The organism is Haloferax litoreum (genome assembly GCF_009674605.1).
Taxonomy (GTDB): Archaea; Halobacteriota; Halobacteria; order Halobacteriales; family Haloferacaceae; genus Haloferax; species Haloferax litoreum.
In genome coordinates, this window is the sequence record NZ_WKJO01000001.1 from 2,438,742 (window position 1) to 2,463,237 (window position 24,496).

Genomic DNA, 24,496 nt, shown 5'->3' on the forward strand with positions numbered 1-24,496 from the left:
GGAAGCCTCCGACCCGGACCCCGTCTATTGCGACTCGGCCAACCGTTCGACGCGTTCGAGTGTGTCCGCCGTCTCCGCCGTCTTGTCTTCGCGGACGGTGACGAACCGCGGGAATCTGAGCGCGTACCCCGACGAGTAGGTCGGTGACGCCTGAATTTCCTCGTACCCGACTTCGAAGACGACCGATGGACGAATGTCGACTTCCTTCCCCGACTCGCGTTCGATTTCGGGTTCGAGCAGGTCGGTGAGTTCGACGAGTTGCTCGTCGGTGATTCCCGTCGCGACCTTACCGATGGTCTCGAACCCGTCTCCATCACCTGTGTCGCCCTCGACGCGGGCCGAAAGCAGGAACGTCCCGAGGAACTTCGCGCGGCGACCTTCACCCCACTCTGCGCCGGTGACGACGAGGTCCAGTGTCTCCACGTCGGGTTTGCGCTTCAGCCAATTCTTCCCGCGGTCACCCGGTGAGTACGACGCGTCGGGGTTCTTCAGCATGATTCCCTCGTGGCCGTCGTCGAGGGCGTCAGCCTCGTAGGCGGCGATTTCGTCGGCGTCGTCCGAGAGGAGTAGGTCAGATACCGCGTCGGATTCGGGGCCGAGGACCGTCGCCAGTCGGTCGTGTCGCGTCGTGAGCGGTTCGGTCAACAGGTCGTCGCCGGCGGCGTGGAGACAGTCGAACGCCCGAAGTTCCACGCGGACCTCTTCGCGCATCCGCCCCACGTCGTGTTTGCGTCGGAAGCGACGCAGAATCTCCTGAAACGGAAGCGGGTCGCCGGCGTCGTCCATCGCCACGACTTCGCCGTCCAAGATGACCATTTCGTCTACCGTCGCTTCGACGAACTCGACGACTTCGGGGAGCGCCTCCGTCACGTCCTCCATGTTTCGTGAGAAGAGCGACACGTCGCCGGAGTCGTCGTGATGGACCTGCACGCGAGCGCCGTCGAACTTCGTCTCGACTCCCGCGGACTCCCATTCTTCGAGGGCGTCTGCGGCAGTCCCGGCCTGCGCGAGCATGGCCTGAACCGGCCGGCCGACTTCGAGACGTACCTCGCTGAGGCCGGATTCGCCCTCATCGCGGGTGACTTCGGCGACCATCCCGTAGTCGTTCGAGACTTGCAGTGCGCGGGCGACGTGTGCGATGGCGTCGTCGCGTCGTTCTCGTGCCGCCGACTCTGTTTCTGCGTCCACGTCGTCGTCGCGGATTGCCGCGGCGTCTTCGGGTGCGACGAGGAACGCTTCGGCGATTGCGTCGCGGACGCTGCCTTCGCCGACGCCGATTCGCATCTCCGAGAGGACGAGACGCGCGAGGAATCGCGCCTCTTCGGGTTCGGTCCGGTTGAGCAGACCGTAGAGCGTCTTGAGTTTCGTCTCTTCGCTTCCCGACCCCGAGGCGGCGGCGAGCGCTCGGAGTTCGGAATCGACTTCGGCGACCGTGAGGCCGTCTTGGCCACCGCCACTGCCGAACGCGGCGAGTCCGCGTTGGCCGCCGAAGTCGTAACTCGCGGCGACAGCGCCGATTTCGCCGAGGTCGGCGAGTCTCTCTTCCACGTCGTCCGCGGAGACGTTCGGTCCAGCGGCGCGGGCAATCGCCTCGTGGCAGAGGCGGGGGCCGATGTCGAGCGTGGTCGAGTCCCACGCTGGGAAGACGCGGCCTTGCACGAATCGGGCGACCGTCGAGAGGTCGTCACCCGAGTCGCGAAACAGGTCGGCGAGGAGAGAGACGATGGCGAGGTCCGCGCTCTCTGCTTCGATGTCGGCGGCGCGGGTTGCGAACTCGGCGAACTGCATCGAGCGTGAGTATCCCCGCCCGCCCCAAAAGCATCTCGACAGTCGTCGGGAGTGTGATTCGCTGCCGAACGACTGCGCTGCCGGGACGTTCAAGGGTCTCGGCGTCCCAGCGGTGGGTATGAGCGACGACCTCGCAGAGCGCGTCGAAGACGTGCTTGCGGTCGACGCGGCCGAGTTCGAAGCACAAGCGAAAGCCGACGGTGAGGTTCTCAAGCGCGAACTTCGCGAGGGGACCTTCGACAATCACCAGTCTATCGTCGGGCTGGAGTACGAGTTCTACGCCGTCTCGGACGGTCGATGGTCCGCGAGCGAAGACGACGTTCACGCGCTCATGCGGGTCCCGCGCCGTCTGCTCGGACTCATGGGCTTCGAGAAGGAATTGGGCCTTCACAACGCCGAGATGACGACGAGTCCCCAACCGCTGAACCCCCACGGCCTCCGCGCACAGGAGTCGGAGGTCCGCGCCCGACTCGACGCGGCCCTCGACACCGCCGCCGCCGAGGGGATGCGCCTCGTCTCCGACGGGATGTGGAGCATCCCGCCTGCCGGCGAATCTGCCCGCGAGTACCTCACGGATTCTATCAGGGACGGTGGGGTCCGCCTCGCGACGAACATGAGTAACTCGGTGCGGTATCACGCGATGGCGAACGGGCCGACTGCACCGCCGTCGTTCGAACTCGAGGCACCACACGTCTCGCTCGAAGCGGACACGGTGATGCCCGAGGCACTCATCACGTCCATCCAACCGCACTATCAGGTGCCGCACGCGGTAGACCTCCCTCACTTCTTCAACTACGCACTCCGGGTCGCCGGACCGCTTCTCGCACTCGGCGTCAACTCGCCGTTCTTCCCCGCCGACCTCTACGACGACGAGGCGACGGCCGAGGAGATACTGGACGACGGGTGGGACGAACACCGCATCGCCGTCTTCGAGTCGGTCCTCAACTCCGGCGACCACGAGAAAGTCACGTTCCCCACCGACCTCGACACCGTCGAAGATGCCGTCGACCGGGTCGTCGCCGACTCGACGATGGTCCCGATGTCCGTCGCGCGCGGCGACCGCTTCGACGACGAGTTCGCCACACTCCGTCGGAAACACGGCACCTACTGGCGATGGGTTCGTCCGGTGTTCGACGGGGCATCACGGTCGTCGGCAAACGCACGCATCGAGTTCCGGCCAATCGCCGGGCAACCGACTGTCCGCGACTCCGTGGCGTTTCAGGCCGCGTTCGCGGGTCTGATGGAACGCCTCCCGCGTCAGGACCACCCGGTCATCGACCTCGACTGGGACGTCGCGAACGAGAACTTCTACACCGCGATGCGCGAGGGACCGCACGGCGACTTGCAGTGGATAGACGCCGACGGCGACGCGGTATCGGGGGCCGAGTTATACGAGGACCTGCTCATTCACGCCCGCGACGGCCTTCGACTCGCCGGGTGTTCGGAAGAAGAAGCCAACTACTACCTCGAACCCCTGCGAAAGCGCGTCGAGACGGGTGTCACCCCGGCCGACTGGAAGCGCGAACGCGTTCGTGAACACCTCGACAACGGTGCCGACTTCGAGGCCGCACTTCACCAGATGCAACGTGAGTACGTCGAACAGCAGTCGGACACGCTCCTCGAAGGGGCATTCGCGGACTGGTTCTAAACGGGCGAAGGCAGTCTCCGTCTCCAGTCAGCAGTTTCGGTCCGTGGGCGGTGCGAAGTACGTGTAATCGCCTAATTTGTGCGTAATCTCTTCGAGAGATGGTTCTTCGCACCTACTGCACCGTACCGGTTCTTCGGGGTCTGCGGTGACGGTGCCACACCGACCACACGCGAAGAATCGCAATCCAAGCACGGGTGCTGATAGGGGTGACGAGAGATAAGCGACGCCCCGTGCTTCTCGACTGTGTTGACTCACCGGACGAGTCCAGCGGGTACGCGGGTCGCTGAAAGCGAAGAGAAATCGAGAGGGGCCTTATTCGAGGCCTTCGAAGTTCTGGTGGCGCTGGATGTCGACGCCGTCTTCGGTGACGACGGCGATGTTGATGCCGTTACCCGACGCGAGGTCACGCTCGACTGCCGCGCGGATGGCGTTCGTGGCGACCTGCTTCGCTTCGTCGACGCTCAGGCCGTCGCTGTACTCGCGTTCGAGGACACCGAGGGCGTACTGACTGCCGGAGCCAGTGACGGTGTACTCTTCTTCGAGGACGGACCCTGCGGGGTCGATGCTGTAGATGTGGCCGCCTTCTTCGTCCACGCCGCCGAGGATAGGCTGGACGATGTAGAAGCCACCGGAGCGCAGGAAGTTGCCGACGAGCGTCGACAGTGCCTGCATGCTCATGTCTTCGCCGCGGCGGGCCTCGTAGAGGCGGACTTCCGCGCGGAGCGAACTGATGAGCGACTGGGCGGCAGAGACCGACCCAGCGATGGTCAGTGCGCCCGTCGGGTGAATCTCTTCGACCTTCTGGACGTCCTTCGAGGAGACCATGTAGCCCATGCTTGCGCGCATGTCGGTCGCCAGGACGACGCCCTCTTCCGTTTTGATACCGACGGTCGTGGTACCGGTCTTCGTCTCTTTGTCACCGAGTGATTCGGCGCGTCGCTCGGCGTGTGGGAACTCGCCGAGTTCGGGGCCGAACACGTTCGAGTGGTCGCCGTTGAGCGAATCGAGACGGCCGGAGAACTCGTCGTGAGTCGGGGTACGCATTGTCTGCGATTGCACTTCGGCGCTGATAAATGCAACCCTTCACCTCGCCGTTGCCGGTGTCGTGCTGTCTGACGCCTGTCGGCGGCGTCGTCGCTCTTCGGCGATGGTGCGTCTGTCAAAATGTGGCGTGTGGGCCGGGTTAGCGGGCCGCAGCGCGTTCGTATGCGTTTCCAGTCGTCTCGACGAGACGACGGATTGGGAGGGTCACGCCCATCCGGCGGGCGGCGAGGGCAATCGGCAGGAGTGCGATGCCTGTCGCGACCGACAGTTGATAGGCGGCGAATAGGACGTACTTCGTCAGGCGGGGTGTCATTTCCGTGTCCTCAGTCGTGGCTCCAGATGCCCTCGGATATAAGCTTTGCCACCTCGGGGAATTACTACCCCGACGCTGTCTGGCGATTCAACTACACTTGTACATACTCCAACAACAGCGACTATTCCGCGTGGGTAGTCTGTGGCCAGTCGGGGGGATTCTCGTAACTTATGGCGATAATATCGATGGCATGCGCAGGCCGTGCGCGTTCTGGTCTGAGTTCACGACTGTCGCGGATGACGGTCCATCGACTGCATCGCGTGCGGGTGGAACTGTCTACCATCCGTCCGCGCGAACCACAAGACACGAAACCCCACCGGCGCGTAACAGGTGTATGAGCAACTATCTCGTCGCGATGGAGGCGGCCTGGTTGGTACGGGACGTCGAGGACATCGACGACGCCATCGGCGTCGCCGTCAGCGAGGCTGGCAAGCGACTCAACGAAAAGAACAAAGAGTACGTCGAAGTCGAAGTCGGTGCTACGCCGTGTCCGGCCTGTGGCGAACCGTTCGACTCCGCGTTCATCGCGGCCAACACCGCACTCGTCGGACTGCTCCTCGAAATCAAGATTTTCAACGCAGACGGCGAGAAACACGCCTCCCGCATCGCGAAGAGCGAAGTCGGCGGCGCACTTCGTGACGTCCCCCTCGACGTCATCGACGTGATGGAGTTCGACGAAGAAGAGGCCTGAGCGACCAGAACCTTTTTTTCATAACCGTGGGTTATCCCCGGCATGGAACTCCCCACGCCGCAGGACCTTCGGGAACGCCGTAAGGCACTGGAGTTGACCCAGAGTAAACTCGCCGACATGGCGGGTGTCTCACAACCACTCATCGCCCGCATCGAGGGCGGAGACGTCGACCCACGGCTTTCGACGCTGAGACGCATCGTCGAGGCACTCGACGAGGCGGAGGGGCGTATCGTCCGCGCAGAAGATATCATGAACACGCAGGTTCGAAGCGTCGCACCGGACAACTCCGTCCTCGAAGCACGCGACATGATGCTCGACGCAGGATTCTCTCAGTTGCCCGTCATCGAAAATGGCCGCCCGCTGGGAATCATCTCGAACGCCGACATCCGCCACGTGCAAGAGGACAACGTCGCAGAGCGCCCGGTGAACGAAGTCATGTCCGAGAGTATCACGACAGTCGAACCCGAGACCACGCTGGACGAAGTCGGCGTCTACCTCGACCACAACTCGGCGATTCTCGTCGTCGAAGGCGGCGAGACGGTCGGTATCATCACGGAAGCGGACATCGCCGCGCACATCTGACGTCGCAGGGCGAAATCGACAGCGGACGACCACCGACGCTATCGACGGCAGGCGATGACGACGCTATCGGCGGCGAACGACGAGGGGAGTCGAACCCTTCGGTTGGGTCGTCATCTCGGGAGTGACTTCCAACGGCCCGTCTGCACCCCAGTCGACGTCGAAGTCTCGGAGAATCGTTGCGAGAGCGAGCTTTGCTTCGGTGAGGGCGAACGCTCGGCCGAGGCAACTCCGTGGTCCTGCGCCGAACGGGAGGTACGCATATTTTGATCGCTCTTCGTCCTCGTCGGCCCACCGTTCGGGACGGAACGAACCCGGGTCGTCGTACCAGCGTTCGTCCCGGTGGAGACGGAGTATCGAGAGGTGGACGTCGGTCCCCGCGGGGATGGTTCGGTCACCAACCGAAAACGGTTCGCTGGTCTCACGTGGAATGGTGTGGACCGGCGGGTACAGTCTGAGACTCTCTTTGAGGACGCGTTCGAGTAGTGGTAGTCGCTCGGTCGTTTCGGCTGTCACCGGTCCGTCGCCGACGACGCGGTCGACTTCCTCGACGGCGCGTTCACGCACGTCCGCGTGCGTCGCCAAGAAGTAACACGTGAACGTGAGCGCCAGCGCAGTCGTCTCGTGGCCCGCGAAAATCATCCCGACGAGTTGGTCCTCCATCGACTCGACAGTCTGTGGGTACTCGCTCCCGAGAGCGTCGGCGAGTCTGGCCGCGAGACTGTCTTCGTTCGCCGTCTCTACGAGGTCCCTCACTTCCTCGCGGAGGATTCGGTTCGACCGGTCGAACCGACGGCGACTCGGTGTCGGAACCCAACTCGGAAGAACCCAGGAGGCGGGGGAGAATCGTCCGTTGAGGCCATCGGCGGCGGCGCGGATTCGTTCGTCGCCGTCGACGTCGAGTTCGCGGCCCAGAATCGTCGCGAAGATGATATCCAGCGTCAGGTTCTTCATCTCCGATTCGAGCGGAACCGTCCCCGAATCGGGCCACGTTTCGAGTCGCCGCTCGATTTGTCGACTCATCTCGGGCGTGTACGTCTCGACTTTGCCCCAACGGAAGAACGGGTCGAGCGTCGACCGCTGTCGCTTCCACTCGTCTCCCTCGACGGCGGTGACGGCGTCACCGAACGCGGCTAGAAACTCGTCACCCTTCGAGAACGCGTCTCGCTCTGTGACCAGTGCTCGTTCGAAGTGGTCGGGGTGAGCCAGCACGTACAGGTCGTCCATCCCGAGTACGTCGAGGCCGACTACGTCGTCGACGCCGTGGTCCGCCAAGAGGTCGGCGACGTATCCGAACGGGTCGACAGCGAAGCCGATAGTGTGTCCCAAAACCGGGAGACCGTCGGGTGTCGGTGGTCGTCGTGTCACACTTCGATAACGAAAAACAGCGCTTAAGAATGGTTCGCCTCGTTACAGGTCGAGGCCGCGAATCGAGACGCCCGACCCGTCTTCGACGTGGCCGATGATTCGCCCGTCCGTCGCCTCGACGAGTGCCTCGGCGTTTGCCTCGGGGACGGCGGCGACGAATCCGGTTCCCATGTTGAACGTCTTGTGCATCTCTTCGTCGGAGACGCCGCCTCTCTCTTGGACGAACTCGAAGACCGCCTGCGGGTCGAACGCGTCGTCGACGACGTAGCGGAAGTCGCCCATTCGTTCAAGGTTCGTCCATCCACCGCCAGTGACGTGGGCCGCCGCGCGAGTCTCGGCGGCGCGCAGGTCGTCTAAGAGGTACGTGTAGAGGCGCGTCGGTTCGAGAAGCGCCTCGCCGACCGTCTCGTACTCGTCGCCGTCCCACTCGTCGTCGTAGTCACCTTCGCTCGTGGCCGCCTTGCGCGCGAGCGTCAGGCCGTTCGAGTGGATACCCGACGACGGGAACCCGACGAGGACATCGCCCGATTCGGCCTCTCCGGGGAAGATAGCGTCTTTCTTCGCAAGGCCGGCGCACGTTCCTGCGAGGTCGAGTCCGTTGATGACTTCGGGCATGACCGCCGTCTCGCCGCCGACGAGTTCGATATCCGCTTCTTCGGCACCGGCGGCGAGTCCCTGTCCGACCTGTTCTGCGAAGGTTTCGTCCGGGGCGTCGACTGCGAGGTAGTCCACGAACGCGACGGGCCGAACGCCCGCAGCGACGAGGTCGTTGGCGTTCATCGCGATGCAGTCGATGCCGACTGTCGAGTAGTCTCCGAGTGCCTCGGCGACGAGGAGTTTCGTGCCGACGCCGTCGGTGGCGAGAGCGAGGTATCGGTCGCCGATGTCGAGCAGTCCGGCGTAGTCGCCCGACCCGCCGCCGACCTGCGCGACGAGCGCTGCCGTGGCGGCCTCACTCGCCTCGATATCGACGCCAGCCTCGGCGTACGTCATCCCCTCGGAGTCGTCTTTCGTCATGTTCGTGTACGAGATAGGCCGAAATATAAAATCACAGGGTCTCGATTATGCATGCACTTGGATATGTCCGTTACCGCAACGGGTGGTGAACGCCGGAGTGCGTCGTCGCCGCGACACGCGTCCGAGAACCGTCTGCCGAGACAGGCCAACCGTAACTGGTTCCTGTTACGTTGGGGTGGGTGTGAATTGGTGGAGCAGTGGCCGATTTCTCCTCGGATTTGGCAATTTTCTCCCGAACAGTCGAAAAAGACCGAGAAGCGATTATAAACCGTCTCGTGCGCTCTGAAGTGTTTGTAAAACGTTTCAAAAACGTCCTAACCGGGTTCGTTCGGGGATAAAGAGTGAGAAAAGCGAGCGAATTCACCGTAACGCTCGGCCCCTTATATGATGGTCCCAGTTGTATGGATGAATGACGATGTCCGGAATCCCCTCCACCACCGACTCGATCGCCCTCGACTTCGCCTCCACGGTCGGTCGCCTCGCGTACCAACCGATAGAAGCCGTCGCGTTCTGGTCAGCCGTCGCCCTTCCAATTGCATACTTGCCCCTCCTCGCGAACGGTCTCACCTCCGCTGACGTGCCTCTATTCGTGGGTCTCTTGGCGCTCCACGCGACGATGCTGGTCCTCGGACGCGGACACGCACAGGACTAACCCGAGACATCCGCTACGGTACTGCGTTCGACTCCACTCTGGACTCGTCTCGGACCCCGAGACGTCTGCTGTTGCCCCAGCAGGCGTCGATTGGTCCCACTCCCTTCACGCTGCAACTGCACCTCCACTCTCCATGTTTTTCACCTGTTGAGCCTCAGTTCTCACGATTCACTCGACGGCACGTGAGCGAGTGAGAAACGAGGTCGGTGAGTACAACCGACCGACGGTGGTGACGCGAGTTCAGAACCCGACGAACAGGAGGAGTCCCACGGTCAAGAGAATCGAGAGGACGAGGACACCCGCGAAGACGGGGGTACTCCACGCTTTGACCGTCCGACCGTCGAGCGACCCGAACGGGAGCATGTTGAACGCCGCGAGGAACGCGTTGATGACGAGTCCACGCGCGCCGATGAGTTCGATGACGCCAGACCCGAGGACGACCCCTGCGACGAAGAGGGGGGCGAAGGCGACGAGGAGCAGGAGGTTCGTCGCTGGTCCGGCCAGCGCGATGAGACCGTGTTCGCGTTCGGTGAGCATCCCGCGGTGGTAGACGGCACCCGGTGCGGCGAAGATGAACCCGACGAGGGCGCTCATGATGGCGATGCCGAGCATACTGTAGTCGGCGCGGAACTCGGCGATTTGCCCGTACCGAACGGCGACGACTTTGTGGGCGACTTCGTGAAGGAGGAAGCCCACACCGGCGGTCAACAGACTCACGACGAGTGCGAGGCCGAACGACCCGCCGAGGAGCATCGAAATCGCTCGCTGGCCGCCACCGGCGAAGAAGATAGCGAATGCGAGACCCAGCGCGACCCACGCGACCACGAGGTCACGCAGTTCACGCGACGAGAAGGTGATGTTCACGCGAGCGTCCTCCAGATGAGGTCGGCACTGTTCGCCGCGCCTTCGAGCATGAGGTTCGTGACGCCCGTGATGCCGCCGAGGTCCGCCGCGATGACCGGGAGGACGTACGTTACGAAGAGGAAACTCGCGATGATGCTCCCGATGTTCGTCATCGCCACGACCATGATGAGTTTGAACAGTGGAACGTCGAACATCTGGCCCACGAGGTCGGCGATAGGCGTCTCTTCGTCGGAGAGAATCTCGTTCAACTTGCCGATGTCGCCGACGTTGACGGGCGTGTGGCGGAGTTCGACGTAGCCAGTGAACCATCCCGGAGCGAGAAGCGGGTTGATGGAGGTCATCCACGCGACGGCACCGCCGACGAGGGCGGAGGTCCAGCGCGCGCCGGCGAGTTTAGCGAGGCCAGCGGCGAAGATACCGTTGATGAGGAACCACGCACCGAAGATGGTCAGGAGGCGCTGGTTCCCGACACCCGCCATCGCGAGGAGGACGAAGAACGCGACGAACACGGCGGTGATGCCGAATCCGACTATCTTCCCCCACGGGAACCCGTCTTTCTCGGCGACGCCGACGAGTGACTCCATCGGGGGAAGTGTCTGCGGGTTCTCGAGGTAGCCTTCGATACCGGCTTTGTGGCCAGCGCCGACCACGGCGACCACGCTCCGACCCGACTGGCGAAGTGCGACGAGTTGGTGGGCGATGTAGGCGTCACGCTCGTCGATGAGGGCTTCGGCACCGCCCGGACTGAACCGGCGGAACTCTTCCATCATCGCAGAGACCACGTCGCCGTCGGTCAGGTCGGCCATGTCGAACTCTTCGACGTCAGTTCCCTCGGCCGGTGTGAACAGGCCGACGGCGTTCAAGACGGTCCCGACGGCGACACCGACGGCGACGCCAGCGAGGATACCGACGACGAGACTGCCGACGATGGTCGTCCCGAGACCACCGAGAATCGACGTGACGAGACCGGTCCCATATCCGAGTCCGAACCCGCCGATGAGTCCAACCGCCGCGCCCCCACCGAGTCCAGCGAGCAGGGCGTCGTCGCCGCTCAGGGAGAACGACGCGAGTGTGTAGAGGAGATACGCCGCCGCCGCGCCGACGACTGCGCCGGTCGCTGCGCGCGTCAAGAAGAGGTCCGAGATACCGACCACGTCGCCGTAGAGGCCGACGAGTGGCCCGAGGAAGACGCCGACGGCGATGCCAGCGATAGCACCGACACCGCGTGCGTCGGCGACGCCGAACGCGAGGTCACCAGCCATACGCATCTTTTCGAGCGTCCCCATCCGTCGCCAGAAGCGCTGGATGGTCGTCTGGATGTCACGGTCGACGAGTGCGACGTCGAGACCTTCTTCTTCGGCCGTCTCGACCGCCGCGAGCATGTCTGCACCGGGTTTCACGTCGAACTTGTCTCCCATCCGTGACTGGACGTACGAGAGCATCCAGTAGGCGATAAACTGGAAGACGGTGTTACCGCGGAGCAAGTCGCGCGCTTCGATATCGTCTGGCGTTCCGCCCTTCAACTGTCGGTACCGACCCTCGTCGAGTTCGACCGCGACAACGTCTGGGCGTTCCGATTTGACGGTCTCTTCGACCTCTCGGACGCTGTCGGCCGAGACGTGGGCCGTCCCGACGACGTGGACGTGGCCCTCGCCGGGCGACGAATCGTTCATCGCCGGGTTTACCGGCCCACGGTTTTTATCCGTGTCGGCATCACCCACGAACCATGCAGGATTTCGATGCGCGAACGCCGACCCGTGCCCACGAGACGGCCGTCGAGTGTCTCCGTGGGGGCGTCGAGGCCGTCCTCCCCGAACGCGTCGTCAGCAACTCCGTCTCACTCGACGACGACGTGCTCTCTATTGCGGACTCTACCTACGACCTCTTCTCGTACGACCGAATTCTCGTCGTTGGCGGCGGAAAAGCGGGAGACGGCGTGGCGGATGCACTCGAAGATATCCTCGGCGACCGAATCGACGCGGGCGTGGTCGTGACGCCGAATCCGGGCGATGGAGACCGAATCGACCGCCTGCCCGGTGACCATCCGGTTCCTTCGGAACGCGGCGTCGAGAGTACCCGCCCCCTCGTGGACCTCGTCTCCGACCTCGACGAACGAACCCTCGTCCTCGTCGCCGTCACCGGTGGGGCGAGTGCGATTCTCCCGGCCCCTGTAGACGGAATCTCGCTTTCGGACCTCCGCGAGACGACGGACCAGTTGCTCGCGAGTGGTGCGGAGATTCACGACCTCAACGCCGTCAGAAAGCACCTCTCGACGCTCAAGGGTGGCGGCCTCGCCCGCCTCGCGTCGCCGGCGACTGTCGTCGGACTCGTCCTCTCGGACGTGGTCGGAAACGACCTCGGCGTCATCGCCTCGGGGCCGACGGCCCCCGACGAGACGACCTACGACGACGCCCTCGACGTGCTGGACCGGTTCGACCTCGACGTTCCGAAGTCGGTTCGGACACGCCTCGCTCGTGGGTCTGCGGGAGACGTACCAGAGACGCCCAAACCCGGCGATTCGGTGTTCGACCGGGTCGAGAACCACGTCCTCGCCGATACGTTCACCGCGCTCGATGCGGCCCGTGAGGTTGCGACCGACCGCGGGTACAACACCGTTATCCTCTCGTCTCGCGTACGCGGCGAAGCGCGAGAAGCGGCGAAGACGCACGTCGCCGTCGCCGAAGAGGTTCTCGCCACTGGGAATCCGCTCGATACCCCTGCCGTGATTCTCTCGGGCGGCGAGTGCACGGTCACCGTCAGGGGAGACGGGTCGGGCGGCCCGAACCTCGAATTCTGCCTCGCCGCCGCGCCCGAACTCCCGGTGGACGTGGTCCTCGCCAGCATCGACAGCGACGGAAAAGACGGCGGAACCGGCGTTGCCGGTGCCCTCGTGGATGCGCCGTCCGTCTCCGCACGGGACGCACACACCGCGTTGGCCAAGAACGATGCACTGCCAACGCTCCGCGCCGCCGACGCACTCGTCGACACGGGACCGACTGGGACCAACGTCAACGACTTGCGGGTGCTGGTCGTCGACCCGAGCGAGTAACGAGGCGTGGTCGACTGGGCTGACCGTCGGGACAACAAGTTTGTAACCTCCCGTGTAGTATCGGCTGGTATGGCAGGTTTGCTGCCCTCCGCTCCAGACACCTCCTCTGCAGACGAGGCCGCGCCCAGAGTCATCGGACTCGGCGACGACGAGGCCTCTGACCTCCTGTCGGCGCTCTCGTCTGCAACCGCCCGTCACATCCTCGCTGCGCTCCACGAGCAACCCACCAACGCCGCGGACCTCGCAGAGCGTGTCGAAACCTCCCTCCAGAACGTCCAGTACCACCTCCGAAAACTGGACGCTGCCGGTCTCATCGAAGTGGTCGACACCGTCTACTCTGAGAAGGGACGAGAGATGAAAGTGTATGCCCCCGCTGACAGACCACTCGTCGTCGTCGCGGCAACCGAAGAGACAAGGTCGGGAGTCGCGAGTATCCTCAGTAGCCTCCTCGGTGCCGTGGCAGTCTTGGGACTCCTCTCTGCACTCGTCCAGTGGTTCGCGATGCGCGGCCTCCGTGAGATTGCACCGGTCGCCCAGTCCGGCGGTGCAGAGGCGGACGCCGTGACGACAGTGGCCACCGAAGCGGCCCCAGCAGTCGTGCAGGGATTCCCGCCGGGACTGGCGTTCTTCGCGGGTGGCCTCGTCATCCTCCTCGCAATCGCAGTCGTCCAGTTCTCCCGTCGGTGACGAGCGGTTTCGCCGACCTTCTAGAAATATGACTGGTTCTCGCGCACCTGTTTTGGGAATCGTCGGTGGGGTAACTATTCGTACTCCGCGAAACTACAGAGTAGCATGAAACACCGTGCCGTGGTCCGTGGTATCGGGGTCGGTGTCGGTGAGGACGGGTCGAGCGTCCCCGCAGTCATACTAGAGGCCCGCGACGAGTTCCTCCCGATTGTCATCACGTCGGACCAGGCTCAAGCCATCCAACTCGGTCTCTCAGGCGAGCAGTTCGAGCGTCCGCTGACACACGACTTGCTCGTCGAGATGGTGACTGAGTTCGGTGGCGCTATCGACAGTATCCGAATCGACGACATCTCGAACGGGACGTTCTACGCGAAAGTCGACGCCGAACGCTACCAACACGGGGAGGCACAGACGTTCGTGTTCGACGCCCGCCCGAGCGACGCCATCTCCCTCGCGATCCGCGTCGACTGCCCGATTCTCATCTCCGACGGCGTCCTCGACGCGGCGGGCCAACCGCCCGAGGCCTTCGACGTCGACTTCGACGAGTGACCGCGGTGCGGTCAGGTCCTACGATTTCAAGCCCCCTCGGTGCGACGCCCCGTTCATGAGCGAACGTACTGCGACCCTCGCAGAGTCTCAGACGGAGATGACCGAACTCCTCCTTCCGAACGACACTAACAACCTCGGACGCGCCCTCGGTGGGGCCGTCCTCCACTGGATGGACATCTGCGGCGCGATTGCCGCGATGCGCTTTTGCAACCGCCAGTGCGTCACCGCCTCGATGGATCACGTCGACTTCATCGGTCCCATCGACCTCGGCGAAGTCGCGGTCATGGAGGCGTACGTCTTCAACGTCGGTCGGACGAGCATCGACGTAAAAGTCGACGTGCACGCGGAGAATCCGAAGACCGACGAACGACGCAAGACGACCACCTCGTTCCTGACGTTCGTTGCCCTCGACGACGACGGCACGCCGACCCCGGTTCCGCGACTCGTCTGTGAGACCGAAGCGGAGAAAGAACTCCGCGCGGAGGCAGTCGCCGCCCGTGCCGACCAGTTGGAGTCCGTCATCGAGCGGATGGAAGAGTGACTCTGCGAGTCAGGTGACGCTCGTCGGGGGCGAATCGGCTAACCCTTATCCGGGAAGACGCCTCACCCTCTGTCATGCTCGACGTTTCCGCCCCCGACCCGCCGTCGCTCCCGAAGGTCGACCCGAACCAGTACGAGGACGCTCAGGTCGCGGTCGACGCCGACTTCAAACGGACCGAACTGGAGGCGTTCCTGAACGAGGGTGCGTGGGAAGATGCGTTCGAAGAGTGGACGGCAGAGACGCCCGTCACCGAAGACCAGTGGCAGGTCGTCCTCGAACTCGACCTGCTCTCGTACTTCGACTTCTTCTGGGACGACTTCGCCGACCGCGTCGGGTATCACGCACCGGGAATCCCCGAAGACTGGAAGGAGCGACAACTGCACCCCAAACTGACCTCGTGGGGGCAGGTGTCGTCGATAAACGCGGGCCTCACCGAACTCGGACAACAGGTGTGTGACGTGCTCAAAGACGACTACATCGACTGGGAGTCGTCGTACGAGGCACCAGACGACCTTCCAGACTTCGACTGAGCAGGGACGGGACACCCCGATGGGAGCGCGGGTCGCAGGTCGTATTCGCCCCGGGCGCGTGAGCTAATTCCAGACAGAGACGGTCGCAACTAACGCTGCCGCAGGGTGACAGCAGGGAGACACTTGGGCGGCATCCGGTGACATCAGGGTGAGATTTGGGAAAACCCTCAAATATGCACTGACGATTCCATCTTTCGTCGCTATGACGAATCTAAAGCGCCGTGAGATGCTGCGTGGAATCGGTGGTGTAGCCATCATCGGTGGCCTCGCCGGTTGTACGGGAAGTGGAAATACTGGTGGCGGAGACGACTCCGAGACAACGACCGAAGCCGAGATGAACGAGACGACGACGTCGCCGACGCCCGAACCGGAGATGGCGATGGTCCGCGTCGCGCACCTCTCGCCCGACGCCCCGAACGTCGACGTATACGTCGATGGCGAAGTCGCCCTCTCGGACGTTCCATTCGGTGCCGTCAGCGACTACCTCTCGGTTCCAGTCGGAACTCGGATGGTGAAGGTCACGGCCGCCGGTGACGAATCGACCGTCGCCTTCGAAGGCGACGTTCCGGTCGAAGAAGCGACCTACACCGTCGCCGCCGTCGGCGAACTGGGAGAAGGCACGTTCGAACCGCTCATCCTCGAAGACGACGTCTCGCTCCCCGATGCCGACATGGCCCGCGTCCGCGTCGTCCACGCGTCTCCCGACGCACCCGCCGTGGACATCACCGCCGGCGACCAGACGCTCTTCGACGGCGTCGAGTTCACGCAGTCCGGCAGTGTCGAAGTCCCCGCTGACACCTACACCCTACAAGTCAGAGGCGACACCGAGTCGAACGATGGCGACGCAGTCGCCGAGTTCGACGTCCAACTCGCCGGCGAGACGGTCTACACCGTCTTCGCCGCAGGCTACCTCTCGCCCCCCGAAGACGCGATGGACAAGGCGTTCCGCCCAATCGCCGTCGTCGACGCCGGCATGGGTGGCGGCGGTCTGTTGGACGTGGACCTCCGCGCAGCACACCTCTCGCCTGACGCCCCGAACGTGGACGTCCTCGTCGACGAAGAAGTCGCCCTCTCCGACGTGCCCTTCGGTGCCGTCAGTGACTACCTCGGACTGACCTCCGGCATGCACCAAGTGACGATTCGCGCGACAGAGGCACCCGACACCGTGGTCTTCGACGCGGAACTCGACTTGATGGCCGGTGCGTACACCGCCGCCGCTATCGGCGAACTCGAAGACGGCGCGGAGAACGCGTTCGAAGTCGTGCTTCTGGAAGACGACCGGTCTGCCCCCGCTGACGATATGGCCCGCATTCGTGTCTTCCACGCCTCGCCCGACGCACCCGCCGTCGACGTGACCGTCAAATCGGCCGACCTCACGCTCGTCGACGGTGCCGCGTTCGGTGACACGGCGACGGTCGAAGTCGCCGCCGGCGAGTACACCCTCGAAATACGCGGCGACACTGAGATGAACGATGGCGACGTCGTCGCCGAGTTCGACGTCGCACCCGAGGGCGGCCGTGCGTACACCGCCATCGCACAGGGTTACCTGACGACGGACGACGAACCCACGGACGCTGCCTTCGACCTCCAACTCGTCGCCGACAACTAATCGGGATTCGAACTCCCGTTAGCCGGCGACTTCGACGGGTAACCTCTCAGATAGCCGATGTGCTTAGGTCGGTATCTGACGTAGTACGGGGCGATGGAGGGCGTCCTCTGGTACGTGCTGACCGGCACGCGCGGCGGTGCAAATCGCATCAGAATCCTCCGCGAACTCTCGGAGCGCCCACGAAACGCGAACCGACTCGCAGAGGAGTTACACCTCGACTACAAGACGGTCCGCCACCACCTCGACGTCCTCGTCCAGAACGGCGTCGTCGAACACAGCGGAACCGGGTATGGCTCTGTGTACATCCCCTCCGGGCAAACGAGACAACATTGGGACACGATAGAACGGATAATCGCGCAGGTGACCGAATGACGCCCACGACACCGTGCTGGGAGTCTGCCAGAGCGGAGCGGCGGCGATGAGTATCTGGGTCGATATCGCCCGCCTCTCCGTCGGGATGAGCGCCGCCTTCCTCGTCGTCCTCCTCTTCATCTGGGGTCGAAACCTGCTCACGTTCCGCTCGAAGCACGCACTGGGATTGGTCGTCTTCGGGTTCTTCCTGCTCGCACAGAACCTCTTTGCCCTCTACTACTACCTCGTCGACCCGACGCTCTCGGTGTGGTTCGCCACCGAGATGCCCGATATCGCGTGGCAAGTGCTGATGGGCATTCATGTCCTCCAAGCGGTGGCACTCGCCGTCCTCTTGTGGGTGACGTGGGACTGATTTATCAGGGGCTTGTCCGAATTGGCTGGCATGCGCCGTCGCGCCCTCCTCGCCAGCGTCGCTTCACTCTCTTTCGCATCGACCGCCGGTTGTCTCACAGACGCACGTCGCACCGTGAGCGGCCACATCTATCAGGACCACGGGTACGCAAATCTCCACGCCGCTGACGAACAGTACGTCTGTGGCTCGTTCCCCGACGACACCGACGTCCGGGGATGGCTGTTTCCCGACCCTCCGGACGACCAGCGAGACGTTCTGACAGCACGGGCGATGGAGGGAGAATTCTCGAACGACTTGCTGTGGGCAGAAGGCAACTCGTTCGTCCTTCTGTTCGAGGTCCGGATGCCGCGCGACGAGGCGGCCTTCTACAACGTCGGCGGCCCGGTTCGATGGACGGGATGGAACACGGCCGAGATATCGATTCGACGGTCTGAAACTCACTTCAGCGGTGACGACGACGCCCAGAAACTGGTCTGTACCGCAATCACGAAACTCGATGCCGAGAACGGTGGTGTGCCTTCGGAGGTGACGCTGGCTATCCGCGACCAAGACACCGGAGAGTCGTACGGTCGATACCTCCTTCGCGGGTGGACGAAGCAGTGTAGTGCCCCGTCAGAGTGAGGAACTTCTGGGACTCGAACCGCCGAGGTGTCCGCTCCGGAGTAAGCGTTATTGCCGAGGCGACACTTCTCTCGGATACGATGCGACGCGACGAGACGTCTCCGACTGGCCGCTTCGAGCGTCACCAGTCGAAACGCTCTGTCGTCGCCCAGTCGTCCATTATTGCGGGGCGCTAGCCTCGCATTCATCTCATCCTGACCGTTCGCTGAATCGCCGCTGAGTGCCAGCAGTACATCGTCTGGAGCGACACGTACACCACATGGACCAACACACGCACGACACACGATTGGAGTATCGACGACACACGAACCCCACATCCAGACACACGAATCCCGCGCCCAACGCGGAGGAAGACCATGTCTGAGAGTGACACGGCTGAACGCCCGACGGACGCAGACGAGACCCGCCGTTTTGATATATATCCACGAGAAGGACGGGGTATGGAAGACATCGCAGACCAGTACACGCCGGCGGACGTCGAGTCCGTCGTCGGCGAGTACTGGGACGAGAACGACGCGTACGAGGCGACGAAGGAGGCACACGCCGACGACCCGTCGTTCTTCTTCGTCGACGGCCCGCCGTACACGTCCGGACAGATGCACCTCGGGACGGCGTGGAACAAGACGCTGAAGGACGCAGTCATCCGGCACAAGCGCATGACGGGGCATCAGGTCACCGACCGGCCCGGATACGACATGCACGGCCTCCCCATCGAGGTCAAAGTCGAAGAAGAACTCGGCTTCACCACGAAGCGCGACATCGAGGAGTTCGGGATGGAGGCGTTCATCCAGAAGTGTAAGGAGTTCGCCGTCCGCAACCGCGAGGCCATGGACGAGGACTTCCAGTCTATCGGGACGTGGATGGACTGGGACGACCCCTACGAGACGCTGTCCCCCGAGTACATGGAGGCCGCGTGGTGGGCGTTCTCGAACGTCGCTGACAACGGACTCGTCGAGCAGGGCAAGCGCAGTGTCAACTACTGCCCGCGCTGTCAGACCGCCATCGCCGCGAACGAAGTCGAGTACGACGAGATTACCTCGCCGTCCATCTACGTCAAGTTCCCACTGAAGGAACGCGAGGGCAACCTCGTCATCTGGACGACGACGCCGTGGACCATCCCGGCGAACACCTTCGTCGCCGTCGACGGCGAGATGACCTATCAGGCCGTCCGCGCCGAGAAAGACGGCGAGAGCGAAGTGCTCTACCTCGCCGAACCGTGCGTCGAGGGCGTCCTGAAGAAGGGCCGCTACGAGGACTACGAAGTCCTCGACGAACTCACCGGCGACGAGATGGTCGGCTGGGAGTACGACCACCCCCTCGCGGACGTGCTCGGCGAGTACGCCGACTTCGAGGGTGCTGGACAGGTCTACACCGCCGACTACGTCGAAGCGGACCGCACGGGTCTCGTCCACTCCGCACCCGGGCACGGTCAAGAGGACTTCGCCCGCGGACAGGAACTCGGCCTCGACGTGTTCGTCCCCGTAGACGACAAAGGAGAGTTCACCGAGCAAGGCGGCGACTACGCGGGCACGTTCGTCCGCGACGCCAACCCTGCCGTCATCGAGGACTTAGACGAGCGTGGGAACCTGCTCCACGCCGGCGAACACGACCACCGCTACGGTCACTGTTGGCGCTGTGACACGGACATCATCTTCCTCGCCACAGACCAGTGGTTCATCACAGTCACAGACGTCAAAGACCAACTTCTCGACAACATCGAGGAGTCTGAGTGGCACCCACAGTGGGCGCGCGACAACCGCTTCCGTGACTTCGTGAGCGACGCGCCCGACTGGAACATCTCCCGCCAGCGCTACTGGGGTATCCCGCTCCCCATCTGGGTGCCGCAGGACCCCGACGCCGAGGGCGCAGAAGAGATGATTGTCATCGGCACGCGCGAGGAACTCGCCGAACGCGTCGACCAGGACATCGACCCCGAGACGGTGGACCTCCACCGACCGTCGGTCGACCCCCTCACCATCACCGAAGACGGCGTGACCTACGAGCGCGTTCCCGACGTGTTCGACGTGTGGATCGACTCCTCGGTCGCCACGTGGGGCACGCTCGACTTCCCCGGCGAGACGGAGGCCTACGAGGAACTGTGGCCCGCCGACCTCATCATCGAAGCGCACGACCAGACCCGCGGGTGGTTCTGGTCGCAACTCGGCATGGGAACCGCCGCGACGGGGCAGTCTCCGTACAAGGAGGTCATCATGCACGGGTTCGCCAACGACAAGGACGGCCGCAAGATGTCCAAGTCCGTCGGCAACATCGTCACGCCCGAGGAGGCCATCGAGCGTGCAGGCCGCGACCCGCTTCGCGCCTACCTCCTCTCGCACGACCAGCAGGGCGTCGACCTCTCGTTCGAGTGGGACGGCCTCGCCGACACGCAGTCGACGCTCAACATCTTCTGGAACGTCTTCCGCTTCCCGCTGCCGTACATGGACCTCGACGGCTACGACCCGGCCGAGGCGGACCTCTCGGAGGGTGAACTCACCGTCGTCGACGAGTGGGTCCTCTCGCGTCTCCAGACCGTCAAAGCCGAGATGCACGAGGCGTGGGACGACTACGAGGTCCACACCGCGCTCAACACGCTTCTGGACTTCATCACGCAGGACGTCTCGCGCTTCTACGTGAAGGCAATCCGCGAGCGGATGTGGGACGAAGAAGAGTCCGACTCCAAACTCGGTGCGTACGCGACGCTCTCGACGGTGCTCGCAGAGGCCATCCGCCTCATCGCGCCCTACACGCCGTACATGGCAGAGCAGATGTACCAGCGACTCGACGGTAGCGAGACCACCGTCCACATGCTCTCGTACCCCGAGGTGGACGAGGACCTCCGCGACGAGGACCTCGAAGCTAACATGGCCGTTCTCCGTGACGTGGAAGAGGCGGCGGCACACGCCCGCCAACTCGGCGGCCGGAAACTTCGCTGGCCCGTCTCGCGCATCGTGGTCGAGTCCAACGACGAAGGCGTCGCCGAGGCCGTCGAAGCACTCTCGGACCTCCTCTCGGAGCGCGTGAACACGCGGTCCGTCGAAGTCGTCGAGGTGTTCGACGAACTCGTCGAGACGGCCGAACCCCAGATGAGCGTCATCGGACCGGAGTTCGGTACCGACGCGCAGAAAATCATGGAGGCCGTCGAAGGCCTCACGCGCGCCGACGTCGAAGCGGGCGTCGAGGTGGACGGCGAGACGTACGACCTCACCGACGAGATGGTCTCGTACCGCGCCGAACCACCGGAGAACGTCGCCAGCGCCGAGTTCGAAGGTGGGTCCGTCTACGTCGACACGACCCTCTCCGACGACATCGAGTCAGAAGGCTACTCCCGCGACGTCATCCGCCGCATCCAGGAGATGCGCAAACAACTCGACCTCGACGTCGAAGAGGAAATCGACGTGGGCGTCGTCGTCGACGACGACCGTGTCGCCGGATTCGTCGAAGAGAACGCCGGCCTCGTCGCCGACGAGGTTCGCGCCCGCGAGTTCGAACTCGGCACGGCCGAGGGCGACACCGTCGAAGAGTGGGACATCGAAGGCGTGTCTGTGACCATCGCGGTCACGCGACTCGACTGAGCCGTCACCTCCCCGAATCGACAGCGGATTTTTCGGTGCAATCCCCGCGTAGCCTTCAGTTTGACCAACACTTTTGGTCGAATCACACGTGTGGTAACACGAGGCATGAAGAAACTAATCAACGAACCCGGTGACGTGGTCGACGAGATGCTCGATGGCATGGTTGTGGCGCACCCAGAACTGCGCCGACTCGACGGGACGAACGTCCTCGTACGCGGCGACGCGCCGGTCGACGGAAAGGTGGCCGTCGTCTCGGGTGGGGGGTCCGGACACGAACCGACACACGCGGGGTATCTCGGTGACGGGATGCTCGACGGTGCCGCCGCGGGTGAAGTGTTCACCTCGCCGACGGCCGACCAACTGAACGACATGATTCAGGCAGTCGATGCCGGCGAAGGTGTCCTCTGTGTCGTCAAGAACTACGAAGGCGACGTGATGAACTTCGACACCGCCGCAGAGATGGCGGGGATGGAAGACGTCGACGTCGAGCAAGTCGTCGTCAACGACGACGTAGCGGTCGAAGACTCGTTGTACACATCGGGTCGACGCGGTGTCGCAGGGACCATCTTCGTCCACAAGTGCGCCGGCGCGAAAGCGGCCGAAGGCGCTGACCTCGGTGAGGTCAAGGCCGTCGCCGAGAAGGTCATCGACAACGTTCGAACGATGGGGATGGCCCTCACGTCCTGCGTAACGCCTGATAAGGGCGAACCGACCTTCGACCTCGGTGAAGACGAGATAGAACTCGGCATCGGCATCCACGGCGAACCGGGGACCGAACGTGCCGACATCATGAGTGCCGACGAGATTACCGAACACCTGACCGAGAACGTCCTCGACGACCTGGAGGTTGGTGAGGGTGAGGAAGTCGTCACGATGGTCAACGGGATGGGAGGGACGCCCCTGTCGGAACTCTACATCGTCAATCGCAAACTCCAGTCGATGCTCGGCGACCGCGGTATCGAGACGTGGGACGCGTGGGTCGGCGACTACATGACCTCGCTCGACATGATGGGGTGTTCCGTCTCTGTCCTTCGCGTGGACGACGAACTGAAAGACTTGCTCGGCGCACCCGCACACACGCCGGCGCTCACCGTCGCCGAGGAGTAGTCCTCGCGACTCGCGTCTCGCCACTGCGGACAGCCGCGACCGACCGACGAACTCATTTTTCGCGGCAGAACGTTTCATCGGGGCAAGGGATTAACGACAAGCGGCCGAAGGAGACTCCATGGCCGACGTTGACACACAGCGCGATGCGGTGATAGCCGCCCTCGACAATGTCGCAGAGCGACTCACAGCGGAGAAATCGTACCTCACCGACCTCGACTCTGCAATCGGTGACGCGGACCACGGGTCGAACATGCAACGTGGGTTCTCGAAGGCGGCAGAGAAACGCGACGAGTTCGCCGACATGGACCCCGACGACATCGTGAAGACCATCGGAACGACACTCATCTCGAACGTCGGCGGAGCATCTGGTCCGCTCTACGGCGGGTCGATAATGTTCGCCAGTCAGGAACTCGACGGCGGTATCACGGCCGAGACGTCCGTTGCGTTCGCCGAGGCGTATCTGGACAAGGTGAAAGACCGTGGTGGGGCACAGGTCGGGTCGAAGACGATGGTCGACGCACTCGTGCCCGCCGTCCACACCTACAAGAAATCTATCGAACAGGACGACCTGCCGCCACTGGAAGCCCTCGCGAAAGCGGTCGATGCTGCCGAGCGCGGTGTCCAGTTCACCACGCCCATCAAGGCGCTGAAGGGGCGCGCGTCGTTCCTCGATTGGCGCTCTGTCGGCCACCAAGACCCCGGTGCGACGAGCACGCTGTTCATCATGGAAGAACTGCTTGCGACGGCCGAAGAGTACCTCGACGGTGACGTCGAACGCGACGCCCGTGCGGCGGACGCCGTGCGGAGAGACGAATGATTGGACTCGTCGTCGTCTCGCACAGCGCGAAGGCGGCAGAGGGAATCGCGGACGTCGCCGCACAGATGGGCGGTGGGAACGCTCGAATCGTGCCTGCCGGGGGCGAAGACGGCGGCATCGGCACGTCGCCGGACACCATCCGCGAGGCAATCGAGGAGGCTGACGACGGTGACGGTGTGGTCGTCCTCGTGGACCTCGGGAGTGCAGTGATGAACACGGAACTCGCCATCGAGATGGCGACGGACGTGAACGCCGCCATCGCAGATGCGCCGATTCTCGAAGGCACGCTCAACGCCGCGGTGGAGACGACCAGTAAGAAGGCGACGCTTCAGTCTGTCGTCGAACGCGCCGAAGAGGCGCGTGAGTACCGAAAACTGAACTAAACGGACGCTGGGAGAACGCTATTCTTCGTCTCCCGATTCGGGTGTCGAGAGCACTTCTTCGAGGGCGTCGAGTGCGGATTCTGCGTCGTCACCGTCGGCGACGAGGCGCACTTCTTCGCCGTGTGAGACGCCTAGTCCCGTCACCGCGAGCATACTCGCCGCGGGGACGAGTTCGTCGTCGCCGGCGCGGCCCAGTTGTACGTCGGCGTCGAAGGAGTTGGCAGTCTCGACGAAACGAGAGGCAGGGCGCGCGTGGAGGCCGTCTTTCGGGACGACAGAGACGATTCGTTCCATGCCTCTGCTTCCGACTGCGAGGCGTTATCGCTGACGGTTGCGGAAGCCG

General features: G+C 63.6%; 25 protein-coding genes. 17 read left to right on the forward strand and 8 right to left on the reverse strand.

Annotation, left to right across the window (positions count from 1 at the left end):
- Positions 1-24 precede the first annotated feature (24 nt).
- Complete coding sequence (gene ligA, locus GJR96_RS12560) at positions 25-1,788, reverse strand: ATP-dependent DNA ligase LigA (RefSeq protein ID WP_151163234.1); 1,764 nt, start codon at positions 1,786-1,788, stop codon at positions 25-27.
- 118 nt (positions 1,789-1,906) lie between these two features.
- Here ligA and GJR96_RS12565 point away from each other — a divergent pair, with 118 nt between their 5' ends.
- On the forward strand, positions 1,907-3,436 hold the full coding sequence (locus GJR96_RS12565; RefSeq protein WP_151163235.1) for a hypothetical protein: 1,530 nt from the start codon (positions 1,907-1,909) through the stop codon (positions 3,434-3,436).
- 312 nt (positions 3,437-3,748) lie between these two features.
- Here GJR96_RS12565 and psmB read toward each other — a convergent pair whose 3' ends face one another.
- Together psmB and GJR96_RS18160 are read right to left on the reverse strand one after the other, a co-directional pair.
- A complete protein-coding gene (psmB, locus tag GJR96_RS12570; protein ID WP_151163236.1) occupies positions 3,749-4,480 on the reverse strand; it encodes an archaeal proteasome endopeptidase complex subunit beta in 732 nt (243 codons plus the stop codon).
- Positions 4,481-4,619: 139 nt separating this feature from the next.
- The gene (locus GJR96_RS18160; protein WP_191965860.1) at positions 4,620-4,793 is read right to left on the reverse strand and encodes a hypothetical protein; all 174 of its coding nucleotides are present in this window, start codon (positions 4,791-4,793) and stop codon (positions 4,620-4,622) included.
- Positions 4,794-5,127: 334 nt separating this feature from the next.
- Between GJR96_RS18160 and GJR96_RS12575 the strand changes: the two genes are divergently transcribed.
- Together GJR96_RS12575 and GJR96_RS12580 are read left to right on the forward strand one after the other, a co-directional pair.
- On the forward strand, positions 5,128-5,484 hold the full coding sequence (locus tag GJR96_RS12575) for a DUF555 domain-containing protein (protein WP_058570622.1): 357 nt from the start codon (positions 5,128-5,130) through the stop codon (positions 5,482-5,484).
- Between the two features lie 42 nt (positions 5,485-5,526).
- Positions 5,527-6,066 (forward strand): CBS domain-containing protein, encoded by a 540-nt coding sequence (locus tag GJR96_RS12580; RefSeq protein ID WP_058570621.1) that lies wholly within the window; start codon positions 5,527-5,529, stop codon positions 6,064-6,066.
- Between the two features lie 63 nt (positions 6,067-6,129).
- On the opposite strand, the gene GJR96_RS12585 is transcribed toward GJR96_RS12580, so the two are convergent.
- Both GJR96_RS12585 and purM read right to left on the reverse strand, forming a co-directional pair.
- Positions 6,130-7,431: a cytochrome P450 gene (locus GJR96_RS12585; RefSeq protein WP_151163237.1), complete on the reverse strand. Its 1,302-nt coding sequence runs from the start codon at positions 7,429-7,431 to the stop codon at positions 6,130-6,132.
- Positions 7,432-7,473: 42 nt separating this feature from the next.
- Positions 7,474-8,448, reverse strand: coding sequence for a phosphoribosylformylglycinamidine cyclo-ligase (purM, locus tag GJR96_RS12590; RefSeq protein ID WP_151163238.1), 975 nt, complete (start codon positions 8,446-8,448; stop codon positions 7,474-7,476).
- Between the two features lie 415 nt (positions 8,449-8,863).
- Here purM and GJR96_RS12595 point away from each other — a divergent pair, with 415 nt between their 5' ends.
- A complete protein-coding gene (locus tag GJR96_RS12595) occupies positions 8,864-9,100 on the forward strand; it encodes a hypothetical protein (protein WP_191965900.1) in 237 nt (78 codons plus the stop codon).
- Between the two features lie 240 nt (positions 9,101-9,340).
- On the opposite strand, the gene GJR96_RS12600 is transcribed toward GJR96_RS12595, so the two are convergent.
- Both GJR96_RS12600 and GJR96_RS12605 read right to left on the reverse strand, forming a co-directional pair.
- The gene (locus GJR96_RS12600) at positions 9,341-9,964 is read right to left on the reverse strand and encodes a metalloprotease (RefSeq protein ID WP_151163240.1); all 624 of its coding nucleotides are present in this window, start codon (positions 9,962-9,964) and stop codon (positions 9,341-9,343) included.
- Positions 9,961-11,637, reverse strand: coding sequence for a TraB/GumN family protein (locus tag GJR96_RS12605; protein ID WP_151163241.1), 1,677 nt, complete (start codon positions 11,635-11,637; stop codon positions 9,961-9,963). The genes GJR96_RS12600 and GJR96_RS12605 overlap by 4 nt, the downstream gene beginning before the upstream one ends.
- A 53-nt stretch (positions 11,638-11,690) precedes the next feature.
- On the opposite strand from GJR96_RS12605, the gene GJR96_RS12610 reads away from it, so the two are divergent.
- From GJR96_RS12610 to dhaM, 13 genes are all read left to right on the forward strand, one after another.
- On the forward strand, positions 11,691-13,013 hold the full coding sequence (locus tag GJR96_RS12610; RefSeq protein WP_151163242.1) for a glycerate kinase type-2 family protein: 1,323 nt from the start codon (positions 11,691-11,693) through the stop codon (positions 13,011-13,013).
- 69 nt (positions 13,014-13,082) lie between these two features.
- Entirely contained in the window at positions 13,083-13,700 is a 618-nt protein-coding gene (locus GJR96_RS12615) for an ArsR/SmtB family transcription factor (protein ID WP_151163243.1), read from the forward strand.
- Positions 13,701-13,805: 105 nt separating this feature from the next.
- Positions 13,806-14,249, forward strand: coding sequence for a bifunctional nuclease family protein (locus tag GJR96_RS12620; protein WP_151163244.1), 444 nt, complete (start codon positions 13,806-13,808; stop codon positions 14,247-14,249).
- Between the two features lie 55 nt (positions 14,250-14,304).
- A complete protein-coding gene (locus GJR96_RS12625) occupies positions 14,305-14,790 on the forward strand; it encodes an acyl-CoA thioesterase (protein WP_151163245.1) in 486 nt (161 codons plus the stop codon).
- Positions 14,791-14,864: 74 nt separating this feature from the next.
- Positions 14,865-15,320: a hypothetical protein gene (locus GJR96_RS12630; protein WP_151163246.1), complete on the forward strand. Its 456-nt coding sequence runs from the start codon at positions 14,865-14,867 to the stop codon at positions 15,318-15,320.
- Positions 15,321-15,522: 202 nt separating this feature from the next.
- Complete coding sequence (locus GJR96_RS12635; protein ID WP_151163247.1) at positions 15,523-16,929, forward strand: DUF4397 domain-containing protein; 1,407 nt, start codon at positions 15,523-15,525, stop codon at positions 16,927-16,929.
- A 93-nt stretch (positions 16,930-17,022) separates the two neighbouring features.
- On the forward strand, positions 17,023-17,301 hold the full coding sequence (locus tag GJR96_RS12640) for an ArsR/SmtB family transcription factor (protein WP_151163248.1): 279 nt from the start codon (positions 17,023-17,025) through the stop codon (positions 17,299-17,301).
- Positions 17,302-17,347: 46 nt separating this feature from the next.
- Entirely contained in the window at positions 17,348-17,653 is a 306-nt protein-coding gene (locus tag GJR96_RS12645) for a hypothetical protein (protein WP_151163249.1), read from the forward strand.
- 30 nt (positions 17,654-17,683) lie between these two features.
- Positions 17,684-18,274 (forward strand): hypothetical protein, encoded by a 591-nt coding sequence (locus tag GJR96_RS12650; protein ID WP_151163250.1) that lies wholly within the window; start codon positions 17,684-17,686, stop codon positions 18,272-18,274.
- A gap of 440 nt (positions 18,275-18,714) precedes the next feature.
- Positions 18,715-21,846: an isoleucine--tRNA ligase gene (gene ileS, locus GJR96_RS12655; RefSeq protein ID WP_151163251.1), complete on the forward strand. Its 3,132-nt coding sequence runs from the start codon at positions 18,715-18,717 to the stop codon at positions 21,844-21,846.
- Between the two features lie 105 nt (positions 21,847-21,951).
- Positions 21,952-22,953 (forward strand): dihydroxyacetone kinase subunit DhaK, encoded by a 1,002-nt coding sequence (gene dhaK / locus GJR96_RS12660; protein WP_151163252.1) that lies wholly within the window; start codon positions 21,952-21,954, stop codon positions 22,951-22,953.
- A gap of 118 nt (positions 22,954-23,071) precedes the next feature.
- A complete protein-coding gene (gene dhaL / locus GJR96_RS12665; RefSeq protein WP_151163253.1) occupies positions 23,072-23,770 on the forward strand; it encodes a dihydroxyacetone kinase subunit DhaL in 699 nt (232 codons plus the stop codon).
- Positions 23,767-24,153 carry a dihydroxyacetone kinase phosphoryl donor subunit DhaM gene (gene dhaM / locus GJR96_RS12670; RefSeq protein ID WP_151163254.1) on the forward strand — a complete coding sequence of 129 codons (387 nt, stop codon included), beginning with the start codon at positions 23,767-23,769 and terminating at the stop codon, positions 24,151-24,153. The genes dhaL and dhaM overlap by 4 nt, the downstream gene beginning before the upstream one ends.
- 18 nt (positions 24,154-24,171) lie before the next feature.
- On the opposite strand, the gene ptsH1 is transcribed toward dhaM, so the two are convergent.
- Positions 24,172-24,447 (reverse strand): phosphocarrier protein HPr, encoded by a 276-nt coding sequence (gene ptsH1, locus GJR96_RS12675; protein ID WP_151163255.1) that lies wholly within the window; start codon positions 24,445-24,447, stop codon positions 24,172-24,174.
- Positions 24,448-24,496 lie beyond the last annotated feature (49 nt).

Excerpts from the sequence above, each read along its gene's own strand:
- ligA (WP_151163234.1), bottom strand. The coding sequence starts at position 1,788 with ATGCAGTTCGCCGAGTTCGCAACCCGCGCCGCCGACATCGAAGCAGAG.
- GJR96_RS12565 (WP_151163235.1), top strand. The coding sequence starts at position 1,907 with ATGAGCGACGACCTCGCAGAGCGCGTCGAAGACGTGCTTGCGGTCGAC.
- psmB (WP_151163236.1), bottom strand. The coding sequence starts at position 4,480 with ATGCGTACCCCGACTCACGACGAGTTCTCCGGCCGTCTCGATTCGCTC.
- GJR96_RS18160 (WP_191965860.1), bottom strand. The coding sequence starts at position 4,793 with ATGACACCCCGCCTGACGAAGTACGTCCTATTCGCCGCCTATCAACTG.
- GJR96_RS12575 (WP_058570622.1), top strand. The coding sequence starts at position 5,128 with ATGAGCAACTATCTCGTCGCGATGGAGGCGGCCTGGTTGGTACGGGAC.
- GJR96_RS12580 (WP_058570621.1), top strand. The coding sequence starts at position 5,527 with ATGGAACTCCCCACGCCGCAGGACCTTCGGGAACGCCGTAAGGCACTG.
- purM (WP_151163238.1), bottom strand. The coding sequence starts at position 8,448 with ATGACGAAAGACGACTCCGAGGGGATGACGTACGCCGAGGCTGGCGTC.
- GJR96_RS12595 (WP_191965900.1), top strand. The coding sequence starts at position 8,864 with ATGTCCGGAATCCCCTCCACCACCGACTCGATCGCCCTCGACTTCGCC.
- GJR96_RS12605 (WP_151163241.1), bottom strand. The coding sequence starts at position 11,637 with ATGAACGATTCGTCGCCCGGCGAGGGCCACGTCCACGTCGTCGGGACG.
- GJR96_RS12610 (WP_151163242.1), top strand. The coding sequence starts at position 11,691 with ATGCAGGATTTCGATGCGCGAACGCCGACCCGTGCCCACGAGACGGCC.
- GJR96_RS12615 (WP_151163243.1), top strand. The coding sequence starts at position 13,083 with ATGGCAGGTTTGCTGCCCTCCGCTCCAGACACCTCCTCTGCAGACGAG.
- GJR96_RS12620 (WP_151163244.1), top strand. The coding sequence starts at position 13,806 with ATGAAACACCGTGCCGTGGTCCGTGGTATCGGGGTCGGTGTCGGTGAG.
- GJR96_RS12625 (WP_151163245.1), top strand. The coding sequence starts at position 14,305 with ATGAGCGAACGTACTGCGACCCTCGCAGAGTCTCAGACGGAGATGACC.
- GJR96_RS12630 (WP_151163246.1), top strand. The coding sequence starts at position 14,865 with ATGCTCGACGTTTCCGCCCCCGACCCGCCGTCGCTCCCGAAGGTCGAC.
- GJR96_RS12635 (WP_151163247.1), top strand. The coding sequence starts at position 15,523 with ATGACGAATCTAAAGCGCCGTGAGATGCTGCGTGGAATCGGTGGTGTA.
- GJR96_RS12640 (WP_151163248.1), top strand. The coding sequence starts at position 17,023 with ATGGAGGGCGTCCTCTGGTACGTGCTGACCGGCACGCGCGGCGGTGCA.
- GJR96_RS12645 (WP_151163249.1), top strand. The coding sequence starts at position 17,348 with ATGAGTATCTGGGTCGATATCGCCCGCCTCTCCGTCGGGATGAGCGCC.
- GJR96_RS12650 (WP_151163250.1), top strand. The coding sequence starts at position 17,684 with ATGCGCCGTCGCGCCCTCCTCGCCAGCGTCGCTTCACTCTCTTTCGCA.
- ileS (WP_151163251.1), top strand. The coding sequence starts at position 18,715 with ATGGAAGACATCGCAGACCAGTACACGCCGGCGGACGTCGAGTCCGTC.
- dhaK (WP_151163252.1), top strand. The coding sequence starts at position 21,952 with ATGAAGAAACTAATCAACGAACCCGGTGACGTGGTCGACGAGATGCTC.
- dhaL (WP_151163253.1), top strand. The coding sequence starts at position 23,072 with ATGGCCGACGTTGACACACAGCGCGATGCGGTGATAGCCGCCCTCGAC.
- dhaM (WP_151163254.1), top strand. The coding sequence starts at position 23,767 with ATGATTGGACTCGTCGTCGTCTCGCACAGCGCGAAGGCGGCAGAGGGA.
- ptsH1 (WP_151163255.1), bottom strand. The coding sequence starts at position 24,447 with ATGGAACGAATCGTCTCTGTCGTCCCGAAAGACGGCCTCCACGCGCGC.